At 37.0% G+C, this 15560-nt stretch carries 23 protein-coding genes; 9 read left to right on the top strand and 14 right to left on the bottom strand.

Annotation, left to right across the window (positions count from 1 at the left end):
* Positions 1-11: 11 nt before the first annotated feature.
* From AC2YJL_RS11370 to AC2YJL_RS11350, 5 genes are all read left to right on the top strand, one after another.
* A complete protein-coding gene (locus AC2YJL_RS11370; protein ID WP_195696896.1) occupies positions 12-485 on the top strand; it encodes an Hsp20/alpha crystallin family protein in 474 nt (157 codons plus the stop codon).
* A gap of 147 nt (positions 486-632) precedes the next feature.
* Entirely contained in the window at positions 633-1541 is a 909-nt protein-coding gene (locus AC2YJL_RS11365; protein WP_487374762.1) for a hypothetical protein, read from the top strand.
* Between the two features lie 92 nt (positions 1542-1633).
* Entirely contained in the window at positions 1634-1765 is a 132-nt protein-coding gene (locus AC2YJL_RS11360) for a hypothetical protein (RefSeq protein ID WP_276511005.1), read from the top strand.
* 74 nt (positions 1766-1839) lie between these two features.
* On the top strand, positions 1840-2391 hold the full coding sequence (locus tag AC2YJL_RS11355; RefSeq protein WP_251568211.1) for a PadR family transcriptional regulator: 552 nt from the start codon (positions 1840-1842) through the stop codon (positions 2389-2391).
* Complete coding sequence (locus AC2YJL_RS11350) at positions 2391-2864, top strand: DUF4188 domain-containing protein (RefSeq protein ID WP_369360382.1); 474 nt, start codon at positions 2391-2393, stop codon at positions 2862-2864. Before AC2YJL_RS11355 ends, AC2YJL_RS11350 begins: the two co-directional genes overlap by 1 nt.
* A gap of 25 nt (positions 2865-2889) precedes the next feature.
* Here AC2YJL_RS11350 and AC2YJL_RS11345 read toward each other — a convergent pair whose 3' ends face one another.
* The 3 genes from AC2YJL_RS11345 to AC2YJL_RS11335 form a co-directional block, all read right to left on the bottom strand.
* Positions 2890-3585, bottom strand: coding sequence for an SAM-dependent methyltransferase (locus AC2YJL_RS11345; protein ID WP_487374761.1), 696 nt, complete (start codon positions 3583-3585; stop codon positions 2890-2892).
* Positions 3586-3652: 67 nt separating this feature from the next.
* Positions 3653-3994 carry a DUF3147 family protein gene (locus tag AC2YJL_RS11340; protein WP_050689720.1) on the bottom strand — a complete coding sequence of 114 codons (342 nt, stop codon included), beginning with the start codon at positions 3992-3994 and terminating at the stop codon, positions 3653-3655.
* A complete protein-coding gene (locus AC2YJL_RS11335) occupies positions 3987-4394 on the bottom strand; it encodes a MarR family winged helix-turn-helix transcriptional regulator (RefSeq protein ID WP_230932710.1) in 408 nt (135 codons plus the stop codon). The genes AC2YJL_RS11340 and AC2YJL_RS11335 overlap by 8 nt, the downstream gene beginning before the upstream one ends.
* Before the next feature lie 170 nt (positions 4395-4564).
* Between AC2YJL_RS11335 and pssA the strand changes: the two genes are divergently transcribed.
* Positions 4565-5056 (top strand): CDP-diacylglycerol--serine O-phosphatidyltransferase, encoded by a 492-nt coding sequence (pssA, locus tag AC2YJL_RS11330; protein WP_487374871.1) that lies wholly within the window; start codon positions 4565-4567, stop codon positions 5054-5056.
* A gap of 32 nt (positions 5057-5088) precedes the next feature.
* Here the strand turns inward: pssA and AC2YJL_RS11325 are convergent, their stop codons facing one another.
* On the bottom strand, positions 5089-5316 hold the full coding sequence (locus AC2YJL_RS11325) for a hypothetical protein (protein ID WP_016764339.1): 228 nt from the start codon (positions 5314-5316) through the stop codon (positions 5089-5091).
* Positions 5317-5538: 222 nt separating this feature from the next.
* Between AC2YJL_RS11325 and AC2YJL_RS11320 the strand changes: the two genes are divergently transcribed.
* Positions 5539-6297 (top strand): TrmB family transcriptional regulator, encoded by a 759-nt coding sequence (locus tag AC2YJL_RS11320; protein ID WP_050689717.1) that lies wholly within the window; start codon positions 5539-5541, stop codon positions 6295-6297.
* 104 nt (positions 6298-6401) lie between these two features.
* The gene (locus AC2YJL_RS11315) at positions 6402-7571 is read left to right on the top strand and encodes an MFS transporter (protein WP_025751718.1); all 1170 of its coding nucleotides are present in this window, start codon (positions 6402-6404) and stop codon (positions 7569-7571) included.
* Positions 7572-7616: 45 nt separating this feature from the next.
* On the opposite strand, the gene AC2YJL_RS11310 is transcribed toward AC2YJL_RS11315, so the two are convergent.
* From AC2YJL_RS11310 to AC2YJL_RS11285, 6 genes are all read right to left on the bottom strand, one after another.
* A complete protein-coding gene (locus AC2YJL_RS11310) occupies positions 7617-8087 on the bottom strand; it encodes a 2-thiouracil desulfurase family protein (RefSeq protein WP_195696890.1) in 471 nt (156 codons plus the stop codon).
* 83 nt (positions 8088-8170) lie between these two features.
* Positions 8171-8611: an Asp23/Gls24 family envelope stress response protein gene (locus tag AC2YJL_RS11305; protein ID WP_195696889.1), complete on the bottom strand. Its 441-nt coding sequence runs from the start codon at positions 8609-8611 to the stop codon at positions 8171-8173.
* A 27-nt stretch (positions 8612-8638) separates the two neighbouring features.
* Complete coding sequence (locus AC2YJL_RS11300; RefSeq protein WP_016764344.1) at positions 8639-8848, bottom strand: DUF2273 domain-containing protein; 210 nt, start codon at positions 8846-8848, stop codon at positions 8639-8641.
* 15 nt (positions 8849-8863) lie between these two features.
* Positions 8864-9406 carry an alkaline shock response membrane anchor protein AmaP gene (gene amaP, locus AC2YJL_RS11295; RefSeq protein ID WP_251568217.1) on the bottom strand — a complete coding sequence of 181 codons (543 nt, stop codon included), beginning with the start codon at positions 9404-9406 and terminating at the stop codon, positions 8864-8866.
* A 147-nt stretch (positions 9407-9553) separates the two neighbouring features.
* Positions 9554-10384 (bottom strand): YihY/virulence factor BrkB family protein, encoded by an 831-nt coding sequence (locus tag AC2YJL_RS11290; RefSeq protein ID WP_013057287.1) that lies wholly within the window; start codon positions 10382-10384, stop codon positions 9554-9556.
* A gap of 282 nt (positions 10385-10666) precedes the next feature.
* Positions 10667-11029, bottom strand: coding sequence for a YidH family protein (locus AC2YJL_RS11285; RefSeq protein ID WP_013057288.1), 363 nt, complete (start codon positions 11027-11029; stop codon positions 10667-10669).
* 333 nt (positions 11030-11362) lie between these two features.
* Between AC2YJL_RS11285 and AC2YJL_RS11280 the strand changes: the two genes are divergently transcribed.
* On the top strand, positions 11363-12562 hold the full coding sequence (locus AC2YJL_RS11280) for a multidrug efflux MFS transporter (protein WP_230932826.1): 1200 nt from the start codon (positions 11363-11365) through the stop codon (positions 12560-12562).
* 33 nt (positions 12563-12595) lie between these two features.
* On the opposite strand, the gene AC2YJL_RS11275 is transcribed toward AC2YJL_RS11280, so the two are convergent.
* The 4 genes from AC2YJL_RS11275 to AC2YJL_RS11260 all read right to left on the bottom strand — a co-directional run bounded on the left by AC2YJL_RS11275 (position 12596) and on the right by AC2YJL_RS11260 (position 15452).
* Positions 12596-12895 (bottom strand): TIGR04104 family putative zinc finger protein, encoded by a 300-nt coding sequence (locus AC2YJL_RS11275; protein ID WP_016764349.1) that lies wholly within the window; start codon positions 12893-12895, stop codon positions 12596-12598.
* Between the two features lie 152 nt (positions 12896-13047).
* On the bottom strand, positions 13048-14220 hold the full coding sequence (locus AC2YJL_RS11270) for an MFS transporter (protein WP_014459848.1): 1173 nt from the start codon (positions 14218-14220) through the stop codon (positions 13048-13050).
* Entirely contained in the window at positions 14190-14636 is a 447-nt protein-coding gene (locus AC2YJL_RS11265) for a MerR family transcriptional regulator (protein WP_487374760.1), read from the bottom strand. Before AC2YJL_RS11265 ends, AC2YJL_RS11270 begins: the two co-directional genes overlap by 31 nt.
* Positions 14637-14789: 153 nt before the next feature.
* On the bottom strand, positions 14790-15452 hold the full coding sequence (locus AC2YJL_RS11260) for a hypothetical protein (protein ID WP_195696886.1): 663 nt from the start codon (positions 15450-15452) through the stop codon (positions 14790-14792).
* Positions 15453-15560 lie beyond the last annotated feature (108 nt).

The following is a 15560-nucleotide window of genomic DNA, read 5'->3' as shown; positions in this document are numbered from 1 at the left end:
GAGGAAACCATATGGACTTTGATAAACTTATGCAGTGGATGGAATTTGCTAAAAAATATCAAACAAATGACTTTTGGAACGGTGTTTTTGATCAAACTGCTTTTAACGAATTTATGAAAGAAAATATGGACATGAATGCTCCTGATTCATATCAGGCACCTCAGGCTTCTAAAAGTAATTTTCCACTCGTTGACATTTACGTTACCCCCCATGAAATCATTATTATCGCTGACTTGCCCGGCTATCTAAAAGAAAATTTGCACGTGTCTGTTTCAGGCAGCCGGCTTTTGTTAAAAGGCTCACCGCACCCTCTCATCACAGGACAGCCGGTTGTACAAGAACGACCTTCTGGAGACTTTAACCGAATTATTGAATTGCCAGAGCCTACGGATGCGCATCATCTGCGTGCAAAATTTGAAAATGGACTGCTTATTCTTTCTTATCACAGGCAGTTTTTCCAAGAAGAACGTATTCACATTGAATAAGGCTTAGTAGTTTTATGAATGAAATTCAATAGTTCACATAAGCATTTATAAACGCAAAGAATTTAACGTGAATTTCCAAACTGGACCAATATATATTTATCTAACTGTTATTACATTGGAAATAAGCCCAAGATGAGGAGAAGCGAAATGTCTATGAAAGGATTTTTCAACCCCAAACAGACTAACCAACAGCTTCATACTGAGCTAGCGGACTTCAAACATCAAATCAAGCGCATTAACACGCTTGAAGTTCACATGAACCGTTTTTTAAAACTCGAACCGCAAATTGGTTCTCTCATAATGCTCAAAAAAAAGCTGGAGGCTCAGCACTCGCACTCCAATGATTCTTCATCTTCACAAAGAAACGCTCATAAAAATGCTGAACAAGCATATGCAAAAGATATGAAAGAGACTGCTAACCAGCTTCAATTTTTAAAGGAAAAAGTAGCGCAATTAGAACAAGCGATCTCCACGCAACCCCCTCGCGATAAAAAGATAGAAACTGTACCTTATCCGGATTTAACTGGCTTGGTAGAACAATCTGTAGAGAAAAAAATGGCTCCTTATCTCAAAAGAATGACCGAACTAGATGAAAGAGTTTCAGCATTAGAGCGCAGCATGTCGCTTTTAACCGAAGTACAGGTGGACATGCTAAAACGAACGTCTTCCCTTCAAGAAGAAGTAAAATTGATTCACCAAAAAGGCACACTTTTAGAAAATGCTCCCCCACCTATTCATATTGATAAATTTTTTCTTGATAAATACGAACAAAACAACAATATTGGCCAAGTTGGCATTAAGGAGCTCGGCGGTACTTTAAACATCGGAGCTACATATGGAAGCGGAGCGATACCAAAGGATTTCACGGACCAAATCCAAAAAGATATGGAAGAGTTAAAAAACGCTAAATCAGATATTTCTTCTGGTAAAACGAAGCCTGCACAAGAGGAAAAAGAAAATTCTTCTTCCACTTTCGAAAAAGAAGAAATATATACGGAAGTTCCTATTTTTGACGAAGAGGATCTAGAAGACGACCCAAAGGAAGAGTCAGTTTAAAAAAGGCATAAAATTATATCTAGTTATGACTAGAATTTTTGCACGCTATTCTTTACACTATAGGTAATAACTTCAAAAAAGGAGATATGCTGATGCCAAAGCTTTTATGGAGAATAGGTGCTGTCATGTTGCTAATGTGTGGAGGCTTTATCTTTTTATTTATTGCTGCTTCGCAAATGGTGGTTCAGCAATACAAACCTTTTTTTAGACGTGAGAGTGCATAACTCTCGCGTTTTTTTATTGAATATCATCCTATTTATGGTAATATATATCAAAAAGATATAGGTGAGGAAAATAAATGAAGGAAAATCAAACAACATATGCAATTTTGGGACTGCTTACCACGGAATGCAGAACTGGTTATGAAATTAAGCAGTTAATGGATCGAAGTTTAAATCATTTTTGGAAAATCAGTTATGGCCAAATTTATCCCACTTTACAAAAGCTTGTGAATGATGAACTAGCAACGGTCAATTCCGTTGCTCAAACTGATAAACCAGATAAAAAAGAGTATGCAATAACGAATAAGGGAAAAGAAGTCCTACAAAATTGGCTGCGTGAACCTATTAAACAGCTCTCCTCCGAACAAAATGAACTTTTGTTAAAACTCTTCTTTAGTAGTCATCAAGAAAAGGACCTTACAATTTCGCAGTTAAAAAACGCTCAGCAGAAATTAACTGAACGTTATTACACGTATTGCGGAATTGAAGACAGCATTTCTAACAGCACTTCTCCTGACCGAACGTATTGGCTTATTACCCTAGACTACGGGAAACGCACAACGTGTGCTTCAATAGAATGGTGCAAAGATACGATTAATAAATTATATGATGAGGAGGGGCATAATTGATGATTCATGCCAATCGTGTGATGGCTAAGCCCGGTCAGGATTTGGTGGTCTTCGTTATAGGAATGCGCATTAATAAATGGACAGCTGTACACAAGTGGTTTCCTGTATTTAAAGCAATGCCTCCCATGATTCGCGAATTGTATGCAAATAAAGATCTCGGTTTTTTATCTCTACAAGGATCTTTTAATTTAAGAACCATCACGCTGATACAATATTGGGAGTCAGTTGATCAATTGACCTCCTATGCCAAGGGCCCTCAGCACTTAAAGGCGTGGAATTCTTTTTATAAACAGGCTTCAAAAACAAATGCAGTTGGCATTTATCATGAAACGTACGTCATTCCTGCAGGAAATTATGAATCAGTATATGTGAATATGCCTTCGTTCGGCTTAGCTAAAGCGCTTGGATCTGAAACTATAACGAAGCATACTCAAACTGCCAAAAAACGTTTGAATGTTAAAAAGCCGCTTTAACTAAAAGCGGCTTTCGTTATATTTGTTATACATATATTTTCAACATTTGATTGGCACCTTTTTGAAATTCGTACGGGACGTCTGCTATTTCTGTTCCTTTTACTAGAGGCGCAATCTCTTCTAACAGCTGCGGCAAATAAGTAGAAAGCTTTCCGCTTAAATTCGTTAAAGGAAACAAGCGTACTTCCTCTTTTGTAACGCGTATCAGTTCTTTTAAAGCCTCTAAATGAAACGCATAATCTAAACGGTCGCTGTACATAAATAAAAAGTTTGCACAAAGCGTTAAATCAAACTCGTTCTTTTGAAACGACAAATTAGGAAGGGCTCCGTACTCATAGGCTTCGGGGTTCTTTTTCATATGAGCAATACAATCTTTTAGTGCTCTTTTTCGATGTTCAGTTAAATCATCAATAGACGAAAAATACTTCCACACATACTGTTCCTGTACATGCTGCATTTGATTCATCGTATGAATTAAATCCAGGCTTCCTTTCTTTTCAAGCTCTTCTGCCGTAAATGTATAGGCACTATCACAGCTAATAGCCTCCGTACCTTGCTGCAAGGCATGAGCAGTAAAAGAACAGGCCCCGCCAGCACAATCTAACACTTTTTTTCCTTTTAAATACTTTTCATTCAAATTAAACATAGCTCTATACTCTTCAAACGTTCTGCCAATAAAAACAACTCGGTCAATTCCTAACTTTTTCTCTGCTAAACTCAACTCTACTCAGCTCCTATCTTTCACTTAGACTTTCATTTTACAGAAAATTGGATTAAATTCCGATAGTTTATGTATTAATTAGTTTAACCACGATCTTTTGAAGGCCTAAAAACAGGCCCCAACACATGACTCCTATCGATAAACTCATAAACAAATGAAGAGAGTTTTTTAAGCAAATATAGACGACAGCAAGTAGTAAAATAGTGCCTGGCAGTCCATAAAGAACGCCTAGCGTAAACTGACTGACCACTTCCTTTTTTTCTCCTTGCACTGATAACCATATAATACTTAGTAAGCTCACAATTGGAAGGGCAGCCACAATTCCACCGTATGTGGGAAATCTTTTGGCCATTTCTGTTACCCCTGCAATAATAAGAGCCGACATTAAAATTTTGATGATACTATACATGTTTTGCACGCTCGCTCAATAACTGAAAAGCCTGTTGAATCAGCTGTTTTTCAGATGCTGTCATTTCGCGTAAAATAGCTGATACTTTTTCTTCATCCAAGCTTGAATTCCGTTTTAATAGGTCTTTTCCTGCTTCTGTTAAATGCAGAATTACTTTTCTTTCATCATGTATATCTCTATTTTTATATACATACCCTTTATCAATATTTCTCTTTACGTGTTCAGATGCCGTATTATGTGAAACGTGTAAATAATCCGCAATTTCTTTTATTCCAACCGAAGATGATTTATCTATATGCTGTAAAAGACGTATTGTTTGGTGTGTTATTTTCTCTTCATGCGTATAGTGCAAATGATAATAAATAGACGTCCAATAGCTGTTTAACTCCTCTATTTTCATGATCTTGCTCCTTTATATCGTATTTTTAGTTATTATCGTATTATACGATATATATTGCAGGAACGACAGCCAGGTTTCAATACTACCTGCTTTTTATCTGACATCTCACATAATAATACGATTTAACAGTTACACTAATCGTACACACTGTGAAAGGCGGTTGTATGACATTGATTCTTCGACTGTTAAAATGGGTTCCGAATCTCTTTACGATTGGAAATTTGCTAAGCGGCGTATTTCCCATAGCTTTTAATATGAATAGCTACGAACGCTTAGCTGCTCTTTTTATTTTTCTAGCCGCTTTTTTCGATTTATTTGACGGCAAAATTGCGAGAAAGCTGAAAGTTAACAGTGAGTTTGGTGTAGAGCTAGATTCTTTGGCTGATATTATAAGCTTTGGCGTAGCGCCTGCAATGCTATTTCATACTCTTTCTCCCCACTCTTGGCTAACCGTACTCGCTTTTATGATTTATCCAAGCATGGGCGCATTAAGATTAGCTAAATTTAGTGCAAATCCAACCATAGGTTATTTTATAGGGTTTCCTATTCCTTTTCCCGCTCTAATTATCGCACTGCTTGGCATGTTTTATTACGTGAATCCTTACCTTATGATTATGTTAGCTATTTTGATGGTTAGCCCTATTCGCGTAATGAAAATTTAGATGCAATAAAAGACAGACAAAATGCCTGTCTTTTATAGTGCTGTCCATTCTTCGCACAGCATTTTATGCTTGAATTTCAGCTCATGTTCTCTTTTTTCAAGCTGAGCTTGTAAAGAAAGCCACTCGCTATTATCAGGTGCTGAGCATAATTTTTCTTCAAGGGACAGTAAGGAATCCAGTACGTCTTCAAGCTGAGCAGCTACTTCTCTTTGCTGTTTTATGTTCATTTTTTTCAACAGTAGTTTTTCATTTTTCTTCATTTTTTCACCTCTTTCTTTTCTTTACCCCATGTTGAGTGTTTTAGTATAGAAAGTATATGGTTAAAAATATTTCTCCTGTAATAAAGATCCTTTAATAGCTTATTTTATTTTTAATGATTATTTAGAACACAGTTTAATAAGATTACTACATCTGATACAATTAGTAATACTTTTACAAACCGTGATATACTTAAAAAAAGAAAGGATGATGAATAGAAAATTATGCTGCAAAAATTTGGTTTTTCTCAGTATGAAAGTCAAGTATATGAAGCGCTGCTTGCGAATGATGGCCCTCTGGATGCTAGTTCAATTGTTACGTATTCGCATGTTCCAAAAGCAAAAATTTATGAAGTGCTTAATCGTTTAATTGATAAAGGTATTGTAGTAAATACATTGTCCGGGAAAAAGAAACTTTACTCAGCGGTAGCCCTTCAAACCGTCATTCAAAAACTTACTGCTGATTTTGAAAATGACATTAATGAATTAAAAACATATAAAATTAAAAAAACGTTTACAGATGATCATGTTTGGAGTTTAAAAGATAAATCCTCTATTTCTGCTCACATCGAACAATTGATTCATGAAGCGGAATCTTCTATTATTTTATCCGCGTGGAATGATGAGTTAGCACATTACCGCTCATTGCTAGAAGAAAAAGAGAAACAAGGCGTAAACGTCGAGGTCTTAACCATAGGAAACTTGCAGACTGCCCTCAAACATTTACATACATTAAATCCAATAGATGATCATAAAAACCTTGAGCCGTCGCAGTTGATTATTGTTGACGATGCTTACCTTTTATTTGCCGGCATTGAACATGAGACATGGAAAGCAATAAAAACCATGTCGCAGCCGCTTGTAAAAGTTTTTGCTGATTTCTTTTATCATGACGTTGCACTTACCCATATTACAAAGAAATATCAAGAGCAGCTTCTTCAAGATTCTGAGATCATGGAGCTGCTTACTCGCCTGCGATATTAAAAAGGTTACTAATTCATTAGTAACCTTTTTAATATTACCTATTGAAATCCCTTCTAAAAAAGGTTACTATTCTAGTTGTAACTTTTTAAAGAGGGGGTTTTTTGATGAATAAAAAAGTTTACATACTTGCGATTGCTTCTTTTGTTGTTGGAACGGTCGAATTAATTCTAGGAGGCATCTTAGACTTAATTGCCGATGCATTTCATGTATCATTAGCAAAAGCAGGTTATTTAATCTCTATTTATTCGTTTGTTTATGCCTTGTCTGCGCCGATTTTACTAAATGTGACGGCTAAGATAGAGCGTAAAAAAGTTTATATGTGGACATTATTTATTTTCTTATTGAGCAATGTATTTTCAGCCTACAGTTCGGGCTATTATATGCTACTGATTGGACGTATTCTTGCTGCTGCGAGCGGTTCTTTTATCATTGTACTATCTACCACAATGGCTTCTAGAATGGTAAAACCTGAATACCAAGGCAGAGCAATTGGCATCGTATTTATGGGAATCAGCGGCTCACTTGTTTTAGGCATTCCTCTTGGTATTTTGATTGGAAATGCGCTTGGCTGGCGTCAAGTATTTGTTATGATTGCAATTTTGACTGCCATTATTATGATTACCGTTTGGTTTACAATGGAGCGTCTAGCTCCTGCGCCAATTGTACCGCTAAAAACTCAGGTAAAAGCTTTACGCAATAAAAAAATGCTCGCTATTCACCTAGCAACATTATTTGTACTTGCGGGCCATTTAACGCTTTATGCGTACTTCACACCATTTTTACAAGAAACACTAGGATTAAATACAACGATGGTGACCATTATTTATGGTATTTTCGGTCTTGCTGCCGTGGCAGGAGGAGGACTTGGAGGAGCTGTTTCTGATAAATGGAACCCTTCTTCATCTGTTATCACCATGATTGCTCTCTTTTTTGTTAGCATGATTGCTATGCCTTTTGGCGTTCATTTACCATTTATTGTATTCTTGCTTCTTATGATCATTTGGAGTGCGCTCAGCTGGGCGGTTTCACCAGCTCAAAGCAATTTAATTATCCATAGTGCACGCGACACGTCGGACATTTTAATCAGCACTAATGCAGCGATTTCACACGTAGGAATTGCGATCGGCTCCTATGTTGGAGGAATTGTCGTTAATCAATACTCTGTTATTTATAACGGCTGGGTCGGGTCTATTTTTGTTTTGCTTGGTCTTTTCTGCTCTCTTTATGCGGTAACACGAACAGAAAGCACAGCAGATACGCTTCACAGTAAATAAGCTTTTATAAAAAAAGCGTACACTATGTGTGTACGCTTTTTTTGATTATGATGGGTCTTCATGCATTTCAGCTGCAAATTGAGATTCGGACATAACGATAAAACCATGCTTTCTTAGCAACGCAGTCGTTACCCCTTCACCGGCTAATTTAACATTTGAAAATGCTCCGTTATATATATGTTCACTTCCACATGAAGGGCTGTTTTCTTTTAGTACAATAACAGTAGCTTTTATTTCTTTTGCGATGCTCAGTGCCTTATAGGCCCCGTCTATGTATATATCTGTCACGTCTTTTCCCGATCGTTCAATAACTCGCGCATTTCCGTTTATTACGTCTATTCCCGTTCCTTTTATAATTTCTGCCGGTTCTCTAGGCGTGTGAAATCCACCTAACAGTTCCGGACACATCATCACCGCTTCTTTATTTTCAACGAGCGCTTCAATTACCTTAACTAAGGCACTGCTTCCATTATATCTGCAAGCTTGACCTGCTAAGCAGGAACTAACCAAAATCACAGAATTCTCCCTCCCATAAAAAAACACTTCTCATTCATCATACAAAGAATATATGATGAATGGAAGTGTTTACCTTTTATATTTTATTCAAGATCACGCTTTGACTCCTGCTCTTTGTCTCGATCCGTTCTCGCTTCAAATTCAGAGCGAGTCATTACGTCCTCTACATGCATATTTACTTCTACTACCTCTAATCCCGTCATATCATGAACTGATTTTTTCACATTATTAACAGTTTCAGAGAAAATAGCTGGAACATTTTTTCCGTATTCGACAATTACTTTTAAATCAAGGGCAACTTGCTTTTCTCCTACTTCAGCGTTAATCCCTTTTGTGATATCTTCAGTGCTGCGGAAGCGATCTGTTAACCCGCTCATAAATCCGCCGCTCATTGATAAAATTCCTTTAATTTCATTAGCTGCAATTCCAGCAATTTTTTTAATGACTTGATCTTCAAATGTTAATGTATTTTGATGTGTATTTTCCTGAGATTTTACTGCTGTATTTGTTTCATTAACTGCCATAACTAACATCTCCCTTAAAGTGATTTTCTATCTTCCTTTAGTAAAGAATCCTACCCAAGCATTTATGTCTAAATGACCGTCTCGCCACTTCCCGATTACATAACCAATTCCCATAAAAGCTACAATTAGCAGCGTGGGGCCAAAACCAATTGTTAACAGCAAAATTGCCAACACTAAACCTGCCAGAATACCAAGTACTCGGCCACGGTACGGAATCAATTTATCTGGAGTACTCATTATGTCCCTCCTTCATCACACAACACGCTCTTTCTTTCGTGTTTGTGTATCTGTTAAGTCAATACGGACGGAGTGAACGGGAAGCTCGAGTAAGGCCTCCACGGCGCGTTTTGTTTCAAGCTGCATCTCTTTTCCTAGTGTTGGTAGTCCATCTCGTCCAAACAACGAACAGTTGATATACAGACTAACTTTTTCTTTGCGAGAATGAATAGAGGCATGGACTTCAGGAGAGCGTATTCCCTGAAAGCTTCTAATTGCTCGTAAAGCTGTAGATTCGATCGTTGCTTTAGAAATTGTTATTTTGCCTTCACCAGTTACAATTGCTAAATTCTTCTTAGGCGGTCTGCTAAATATGCCTGTTAAAAGAAAAATAATAAAAATAACAGCTAAAAATGCGCTTATTGATAAAACTGTGTAGTAAAACCACTCCTGATGCTGCCACTTTTCTAACCAGCTTGAAAGGTGAGGAACCCTATAAACCATCAGTGCTAACATACCGGAACAAATCAGTCCTGCAATTCCAATAATTGCGATTAAAAACCGATTAAAATTATTCAATTTTCCACCTCATCTCAACGTGAACTCCTACTGCTTTTTTGTTGTGTGTAAAGGGAAGGCAACGAGATATTCAATAGTTACCCGCAATATTTTTTTGATAAACTTTCTAACTGTAAAACTGAATATAAAGAAAACGACTAGGTTTCCCTAGTCATTTTCCGCGTCTCTATACGTTGTCTTGTGAGCTTTGATGAACTTATTACCGTTTATTAAACCGCCAATTAATAAAATAGCGGCCGTTAAATAAAACCAGACCATTAAAATAATAATACTTCCAAGCTGACCATAGATTTGCGAGTAGCTTCCAAACTGGACATAGTATCCGAATCCGGTAGATACAACTTGCCATCCTAGCGTGGAGAAAACAGCCCCTGGAAGTACATCTTTCCACGTTACTCTTGCGCTTGGCATCAGTTTGTAAAAAAGAATGAAGAAGCCTAATAAAAATAATGTCCCAATTCCCCATCTAATTGTCGTCCAGCTTTGAAACCATATATCAGGAACATGGACTTTTGTTAGGACCAAATGTCGAATAACCTCTTCAATAATTGGTACAAACAATGAAATAGCTACCACAACCATAAAACCAAAAGTTAAAATCAAATCATTGATTAAACCGCGCAAAAACGTTTGTTTTCTTTGAATATGATACGCGTCATTTAACGAGCGAACCAAAGATTGTATAGCCATAGATGCGAGCCAAAAAGTCGCCAATAAACTAAAAGATAAAACTTTTTTCCCGCTATTGTTAACTGTTTCAATTGACCGTTCAATTACGTCGTAGGCGCTTTTAGGCGTAAATGGTTCAATAAATATCAGCAAATTATTTGTATCAATTGGAAAGAAACTCAGCAGAGAAAAAAGAAAGATAATAAACGGTACAAAAGATAATAAAAAATAGTAGGCTGTTTGAGCAGCCTGATCAAAGAAACGCTCCGTAAAAAAACGAGCGGCAACGGTCTTAGATGTTTGAATCATAACAGCGTTCTCCTTTACTTTCGCTTCACCCTGTAGTGAAATTCATATTCAATTTTTATGTTCAACATGTATTGGATAAGTTTCGGCTTATAAAGCTTTCCTTTTCCATTATCCGCGGTTAACAAAGAATTTAACCTGTAAAATTATACAGCCGGTTCATAAAGAAGATATTATTATAATTACATCTGCCATTACCACCATATCAATAGATCTTCTTTTTCTTTCATAAAACCGTAAATTCTCTGGGACTGCTTTCCCTTTTTTCTTGCATCTTAAACTTTTTTATGCAATGTTAAAAAAGTAAAACATAAGAGCGCCGATCAGCATCAGCATAATCATTAAAACAAAAATAACCAAAGCGTGAGAAGATTGATACGTTTGGCTGTTAATTTTTTTGCGGGTTGAAAAATAATGATAGGTTGAGAAGAGAAGCAAACCTGCACTTGCAGCTAAAGAAAAGATGATAACAGCAATAATAAGAGTATCGGCTGCTTCACTTAATTTTTTTCCGGAATTGAAATGTAGGCCGCCTGCAACAAAGCCAATGCCGAGTGTGGCAATAGACGTTCGAATCCACGCTAAATACGTTCGTTCATTTGCTAAATGCTGCTGAATATAAATGGATTCATTTTCTTTTTTAGTCATTTACATACCACCGTCCTTTTATATGTCTTCTATTATAAATAAATGCTCAAACGAAAATAAATTGAGGACGCTTCACGCCACATTATACCCGAAAAGAACGAATCATTACCATCTTCAAGCGGCTAAAAAACCTGACGTAAAACTGTACCCCTTTCTATTTTCACTTTACGTTAATAGTTCACTAAGTAAATCATTTTATTTTTAAACATTTCTGATATATGGTATAATTTATATTGATAAAAAGATGCTGCATGTATGCTAAAAGAGCAGGCCGTATGGTTTCGCTCTTTTGTTGTTTTCACGCCATGCGGTACAACGAAAGAAGGAAATAGAATGGAATTATGGAAACGAAACTTGTACATTTGCTGGTTCGGTTCTTTTTGCACCACAGCCGGGATGAGTTTAGTTATTCCGTTTTTACCGCTTTATATTGAAAAGCTGGGCGTTCACGATACAAGCTCCATCAGCAGATGGGCTGGTATTGCATTTGGATCTACCTTTTTAATGGCGGCTATTGTTTCTCCTTTATGGGGGAGTTTGGCCGATAAATATGGCCGAAAGCTTATGCTCCTTCGCGCAAGCTTGGGTATGGCAATTGTTATGACTTCTATTGGTTTTGTTCAAAATGTCTATCAGCTTGTCGGACTGCGCTTTTTAATGGGGGCCGTTTCCGGCTTCATCTCTGCAGCCATTACGTTAGTAGCGACTCAAACACCTAAAGAGCACAGCGGTAAAGCATTAGGTATGTTGTCTACAGGGGCTGTATCAGGATCTTTATTAGGACCGCTAGTAGGCGGCTACTTAGGAGATACAATTGGATTGCGTCACGTTTTTTTCGTGACGGGTGCATTTATGTTTTTGTCTTTTTTAATTGTAAATTTAATTCAAGAAGACAAAAAAGAGACGGCGAAAACGACGAAAAAATCTAACATTGGGTTACTGTCTCTTAAAAATTCAAAGGCCGTGATTGGTGTATTTGTTACAACTTTTTTACTGCAGCTTGCGGTTATGGCTATTCAGCCAATCGTTACACTGTATGTAAAACAACTGTCTACTCATACCGATCACCTTGCCCTTATTTCAGGCTTTGTCGTGGCGGCAACAGGAATTTCAAATATTTTAGCTGCATCAAAACTTGGCAAAGTCAGCGATCGCGTGGGCCCTCAAAATGTACTTCAAATATGCTTGCTTATCGTAGCGGTTATTTGCGGCTTGCAGGCCTTTGTGAATAGTACTTGGCAGCTATTCTTACTTCGTTTTTTACTCGGTTTTGCAATGGGAGGATTATTACCTTCTATTAATTCTTATTTAAAGAAAATTGTACCGGACTCTATTACAGGTAAAATGTTTGGCTATAATCAAACAGCGCAATATTTTGGAAATTTAGCCGGTCCAGTCATTGGCGGACAAATTGCCGGAGCTAAAGGAATTCCTTACGTATTCTTAACAACGAGTGTTCTTCTACTGTTGAATGCTGGGTGGGTGTATTATCAGCGCCATCATGGACAACAGCTAGACGGTAAAGCCGCATAAAAAAACCTTCCGTTTTAACGGAAGGTTTTTTTATTACCACAAGGGTTCTTCTTCGCTGCTTACTTCATAAGAAAGTGGCATCATAACAACCGCTGCTATGAAGAAAATAAGCTCCGCGACAACAATGGATGGAAAGGAAAAGTCAAATAGTGAGAGAATAAGCCAAATAATAAGGGGTGCAAATGAGTAGATTGATAATCGCTTTTGGGATTTTGCAGAGATATACTGTTGTTTGTCACAGTGTGGGCATTCTAAAACGTTTCTAAATGTTAACAGTTGTTTAAAGGTTGTCCTCCAGTTCCATTTATGATTACAATTTTGACAGGTGGCCATGGGCATCACGCTCCTAAAAAGATTTATGTACATATAAAGTATACGTACAAGTTGGTAAAGAGTTTCATTTTTATGATTAAAAACGTTTTTACTATTATAACATAAAACAAAATAAAAGGCTTTTCACAAGAAAAAGCCTTTTATTTCAACGTTTATTTAGATACAGCTTCATTCGTTTGAGAAGTTGTTTTTACTTTTATAACCATAATAACAAAAGCGAGCAACCCAAGAATTGCTGCTACGAGAAAAGGAGCTTGAGGCGCTACGGCATTGCCGATAACTCCTGATAATAAAGGAGCAAACGCTGCACCTAACCATCTTAAGAAATTATATCCTCCAGATGTAATTCCTCGTTCATAAGGAGATACTTCCATGACATGACTCGTAAATAATGCATTATTAAGTCCTGATACAAGACCTGCGGCCATGATTAAAACAATGCGTAACCATGTTGCATCAAAGGCAAATAAACAAATTAAAATAAGTGAAAAGACAATTAAGCTAACATGTAACACTTGTTTTGGCTGATATCTTTTTTCTAACTGATGCGCTAAAACCGCTGAGCCATAAGCTAAACATAATCCCCATCCAAAGAAAACAAAGCCAATTTGAAGAGCTCCGATCGATAGAATAAGCGGCGTATAAGCTAACACTGTAAAAAATCCGTAGTAATAAAGCATGCCTGATACAGCGCCTTGAGTAAATGGTTTTAATTTATAAAGTTTTACCATGTCTTTAAAACCCGCTGCTTTACGAGGCTTAGTGCTTGTAGGCTGTTTAACAATCGTTAATACTAAAATAAAGGCGATAAAAATTAAAGCACTTGTACCGAAAAACGGCAATCTCCAAGAAGCATTTCCTAACACGCCTCCTACAAGCGGTCCTCCGGCCATTCCCAAACCAATCGCAGCTTCATATAACCCTACTGCTTTTTTCACTTCACCTGATAATGCAATAAGCAGCGTCATAGCTGTTGCAAAGAAAAACGAATTGCCAAGTCCCCATCCTGCTCGGAAAATAGAAAGCTGAGGAATATTGTTAGAAAACCCGCATAGTGCTGCAAAAATCGTCACAATAATAAGTCCTGTTACCATCAAACGCTTGTCTCCTACACGTGATGCTAAGATGCCTGCTGGAATCATCATAATAGCCATCATTAGCAAATAGGAAGTAAATAACATTTCTACTTGCCAATGGGAAGCTCCAATTTGCTTAGCAATCTCCGGTAAAATCGGATCTACTACCCCGATCCCCATAAACGCTAAAAAAGTAGCTACTACCGTAATAATTTGACCTAATCGGTTATTTGAATGCTGTCCTTCCACTCTTTCATCTCTCCTTTTGTTTTTGTTTTTTCATGTATTTCCATAGCAGATTCTCGCATTTCTTTTAATTCTGTTTTAAATGCCTGCATTTTAACCACTTTAAATCCAATCATCTTGATTTGATTTTCCAGTAAATTTTCTATTTTAGTTATCTCTTTGGCTGATAACCCTTGCTGCTCACTTCTTTCTTCAATCATTCTTTTGAGCGACATAAACTGCTGCAGCTCCTGTAAAGAAAAACCGAGAACTTCTTTTGCTTCTGCTACTTTTTTTAGTTCTTTTACCTCTTCTTCGGAATAAATCCGTGCATTTCCTTTCGTGCGCTGCGGGGGCAAAATGAGTCCAATCTCTTCATAATAACGAAGAGCACGCTTGGTCAAACCGGTCATTTTCGTCACGTCATCGATTAGATACATGCTTTCCCCTTCACCTCTCTTTAACATTAACGTTAACGTCAATTGTATATTACCATTATAGATTAACGTTAACGTTAATGTCAACAATACCAAGACATTTTATGTAAATTTAAAAAATATGTGCACCAAAAAACCTATTGATAAATCAATAGGTTACATCAATAGGTCATATAGCTGCTGTGCTGTTTCTCCTGTTACTTTACCATATACTCCCCGTCTTTTAGAAATAAGTTCCGCACTCTCGGAGGTGAATCGTACATTGTATACGACTCCTTCATAAGTAAGCTGTACATCTGGGTCAAGAGCGACGCTGTAATCAGCTTTTTTCCATTGAATTTGTTTCATAATTGATTCTACAGCTAAAGCATCTTCTGAACTTAACGTTTTATCTCCTGCTTTTATAGGCTTGCCCTCCCTTTTTTTATTAAGTTTTAGTTCAGAATGAGAAGATGAAAATTCAAGTTGTCTTTTATCATGCGCTATGAAATCTTGGGGTAGTTCTACATAGCGGACAACTTCTCCTTCGTGTACAAATACAAGCATTTGATTAGCAGCAGATATTTTTTTCATTACCTCTTCACTGATCGGTGCGTTTACAAGTTTTTCTACGTCGGCTTTCTTGCTTTTGTTTGTGAATAAATATCCTTTTTCCCATTTAAAATCACTTAACTTCGATACATCCACTGACCTTACACCTTTTTTTTCAAATGATTGCTGAATATTCTCTCCCATTTCTTTGTCGTTGGTCACTTGAGCATTAGAACTGCACCCTACTAAACAACAAAAAATAATGCCTATTGCTATAAGAGCCTTCACTTTTACCTTCCTCCTTCCTACCATTCTTTTAGACAATTCCAACTTTGTACCATTTTAACATATAATTCCTATTTTTCGTGAAAACAAATAAAGAATGCGCTTACATAA

This window comes from Priestia sp. SRI_019 (assembly GCF_057586255.1).
The sequence above is the reverse complement of the archived record's forward strand: the minus strand, read 5'-3'. Positions and strand labels throughout refer to the sequence as shown.

What these genes read in the sequence shown, in the direction of transcription:
- AC2YJL_RS11290 (WP_013057287.1), bottom strand. Translation starts at nt 10,384, where the DNA reads ATGATTCAAACATCTAAGACCGTTGCCGCTCGTTTTTTTACGGAGCGT.
- AC2YJL_RS11280 (WP_230932826.1), top strand. Translation starts at nt 11,363, where the DNA reads ATGGAATTATGGAAACGAAACTTGTACATTTGCTGGTTCGGTTCTTTT.
- AC2YJL_RS11265 (WP_487374760.1), bottom strand. Translation starts at nt 14,636, where the DNA reads ATGTATCTAATCGATGACGTGACGAAAATGACCGGTTTGACCAAGCGT.
- AC2YJL_RS11360 (WP_276511005.1), top strand. Translation starts at nt 1,634, where the DNA reads ATGCCAAAGCTTTTATGGAGAATAGGTGCTGTCATGTTGCTAATGTGT.
- AC2YJL_RS11325 (WP_016764339.1), bottom strand. Translation starts at nt 5,316, where the DNA reads ATGAAGAAAAATGAAAAACTACTGTTGAAAAAAATGAACATAAAACAG.
- AC2YJL_RS11315 (WP_025751718.1), top strand. Translation starts at nt 6,402, where the DNA reads ATGAATAAAAAAGTTTACATACTTGCGATTGCTTCTTTTGTTGTTGGA.
- AC2YJL_RS11275 (WP_016764349.1), bottom strand. Translation starts at nt 12,895, where the DNA reads ATGGCCACCTGTCAAAATTGTAATCATAAATGGAACTGGAGGACAACC.
- AC2YJL_RS11340 (WP_050689720.1), bottom strand. Translation starts at nt 3,994, where the DNA reads ATGTATAGTATCATCAAAATTTTAATGTCGGCTCTTATTATTGCAGGG.
- AC2YJL_RS11305 (WP_195696889.1), bottom strand. Translation starts at nt 8,611, where the DNA reads ATGGCAGTTAATGAAACAAATACAGCAGTAAAATCTCAGGAAAATACA.
- AC2YJL_RS11335 (WP_230932710.1), bottom strand. Translation starts at nt 4,394, where the DNA reads ATGAAAATAGAGGAGTTAAACAGCTATTGGACGTCTATTTATTATCAT.
- AC2YJL_RS11300 (WP_016764344.1), bottom strand. Translation starts at nt 8,848, where the DNA reads ATGAGTACTCCAGATAAATTGATTCCGTACCGTGGCCGAGTACTTGGT.
- AC2YJL_RS11370 (WP_195696896.1), top strand. Translation starts at nt 12, where the DNA reads ATGGACTTTGATAAACTTATGCAGTGGATGGAATTTGCTAAAAAATAT.
- AC2YJL_RS11320 (WP_050689717.1), top strand. Translation starts at nt 5,539, where the DNA reads ATGCTGCAAAAATTTGGTTTTTCTCAGTATGAAAGTCAAGTATATGAA.
- AC2YJL_RS11350 (WP_369360382.1), top strand. Translation starts at nt 2,391, where the DNA reads ATGATTCATGCCAATCGTGTGATGGCTAAGCCCGGTCAGGATTTGGTG.
- AC2YJL_RS11285 (WP_013057288.1), bottom strand. Translation starts at nt 11,029, where the DNA reads ATGACTAAAAAAGAAAATGAATCCATTTATATTCAGCAGCATTTAGCA.
- AC2YJL_RS11355 (WP_251568211.1), top strand. Translation starts at nt 1,840, where the DNA reads ATGAAGGAAAATCAAACAACATATGCAATTTTGGGACTGCTTACCACG.
- AC2YJL_RS11365 (WP_487374762.1), top strand. Translation starts at nt 633, where the DNA reads ATGTCTATGAAAGGATTTTTCAACCCCAAACAGACTAACCAACAGCTT.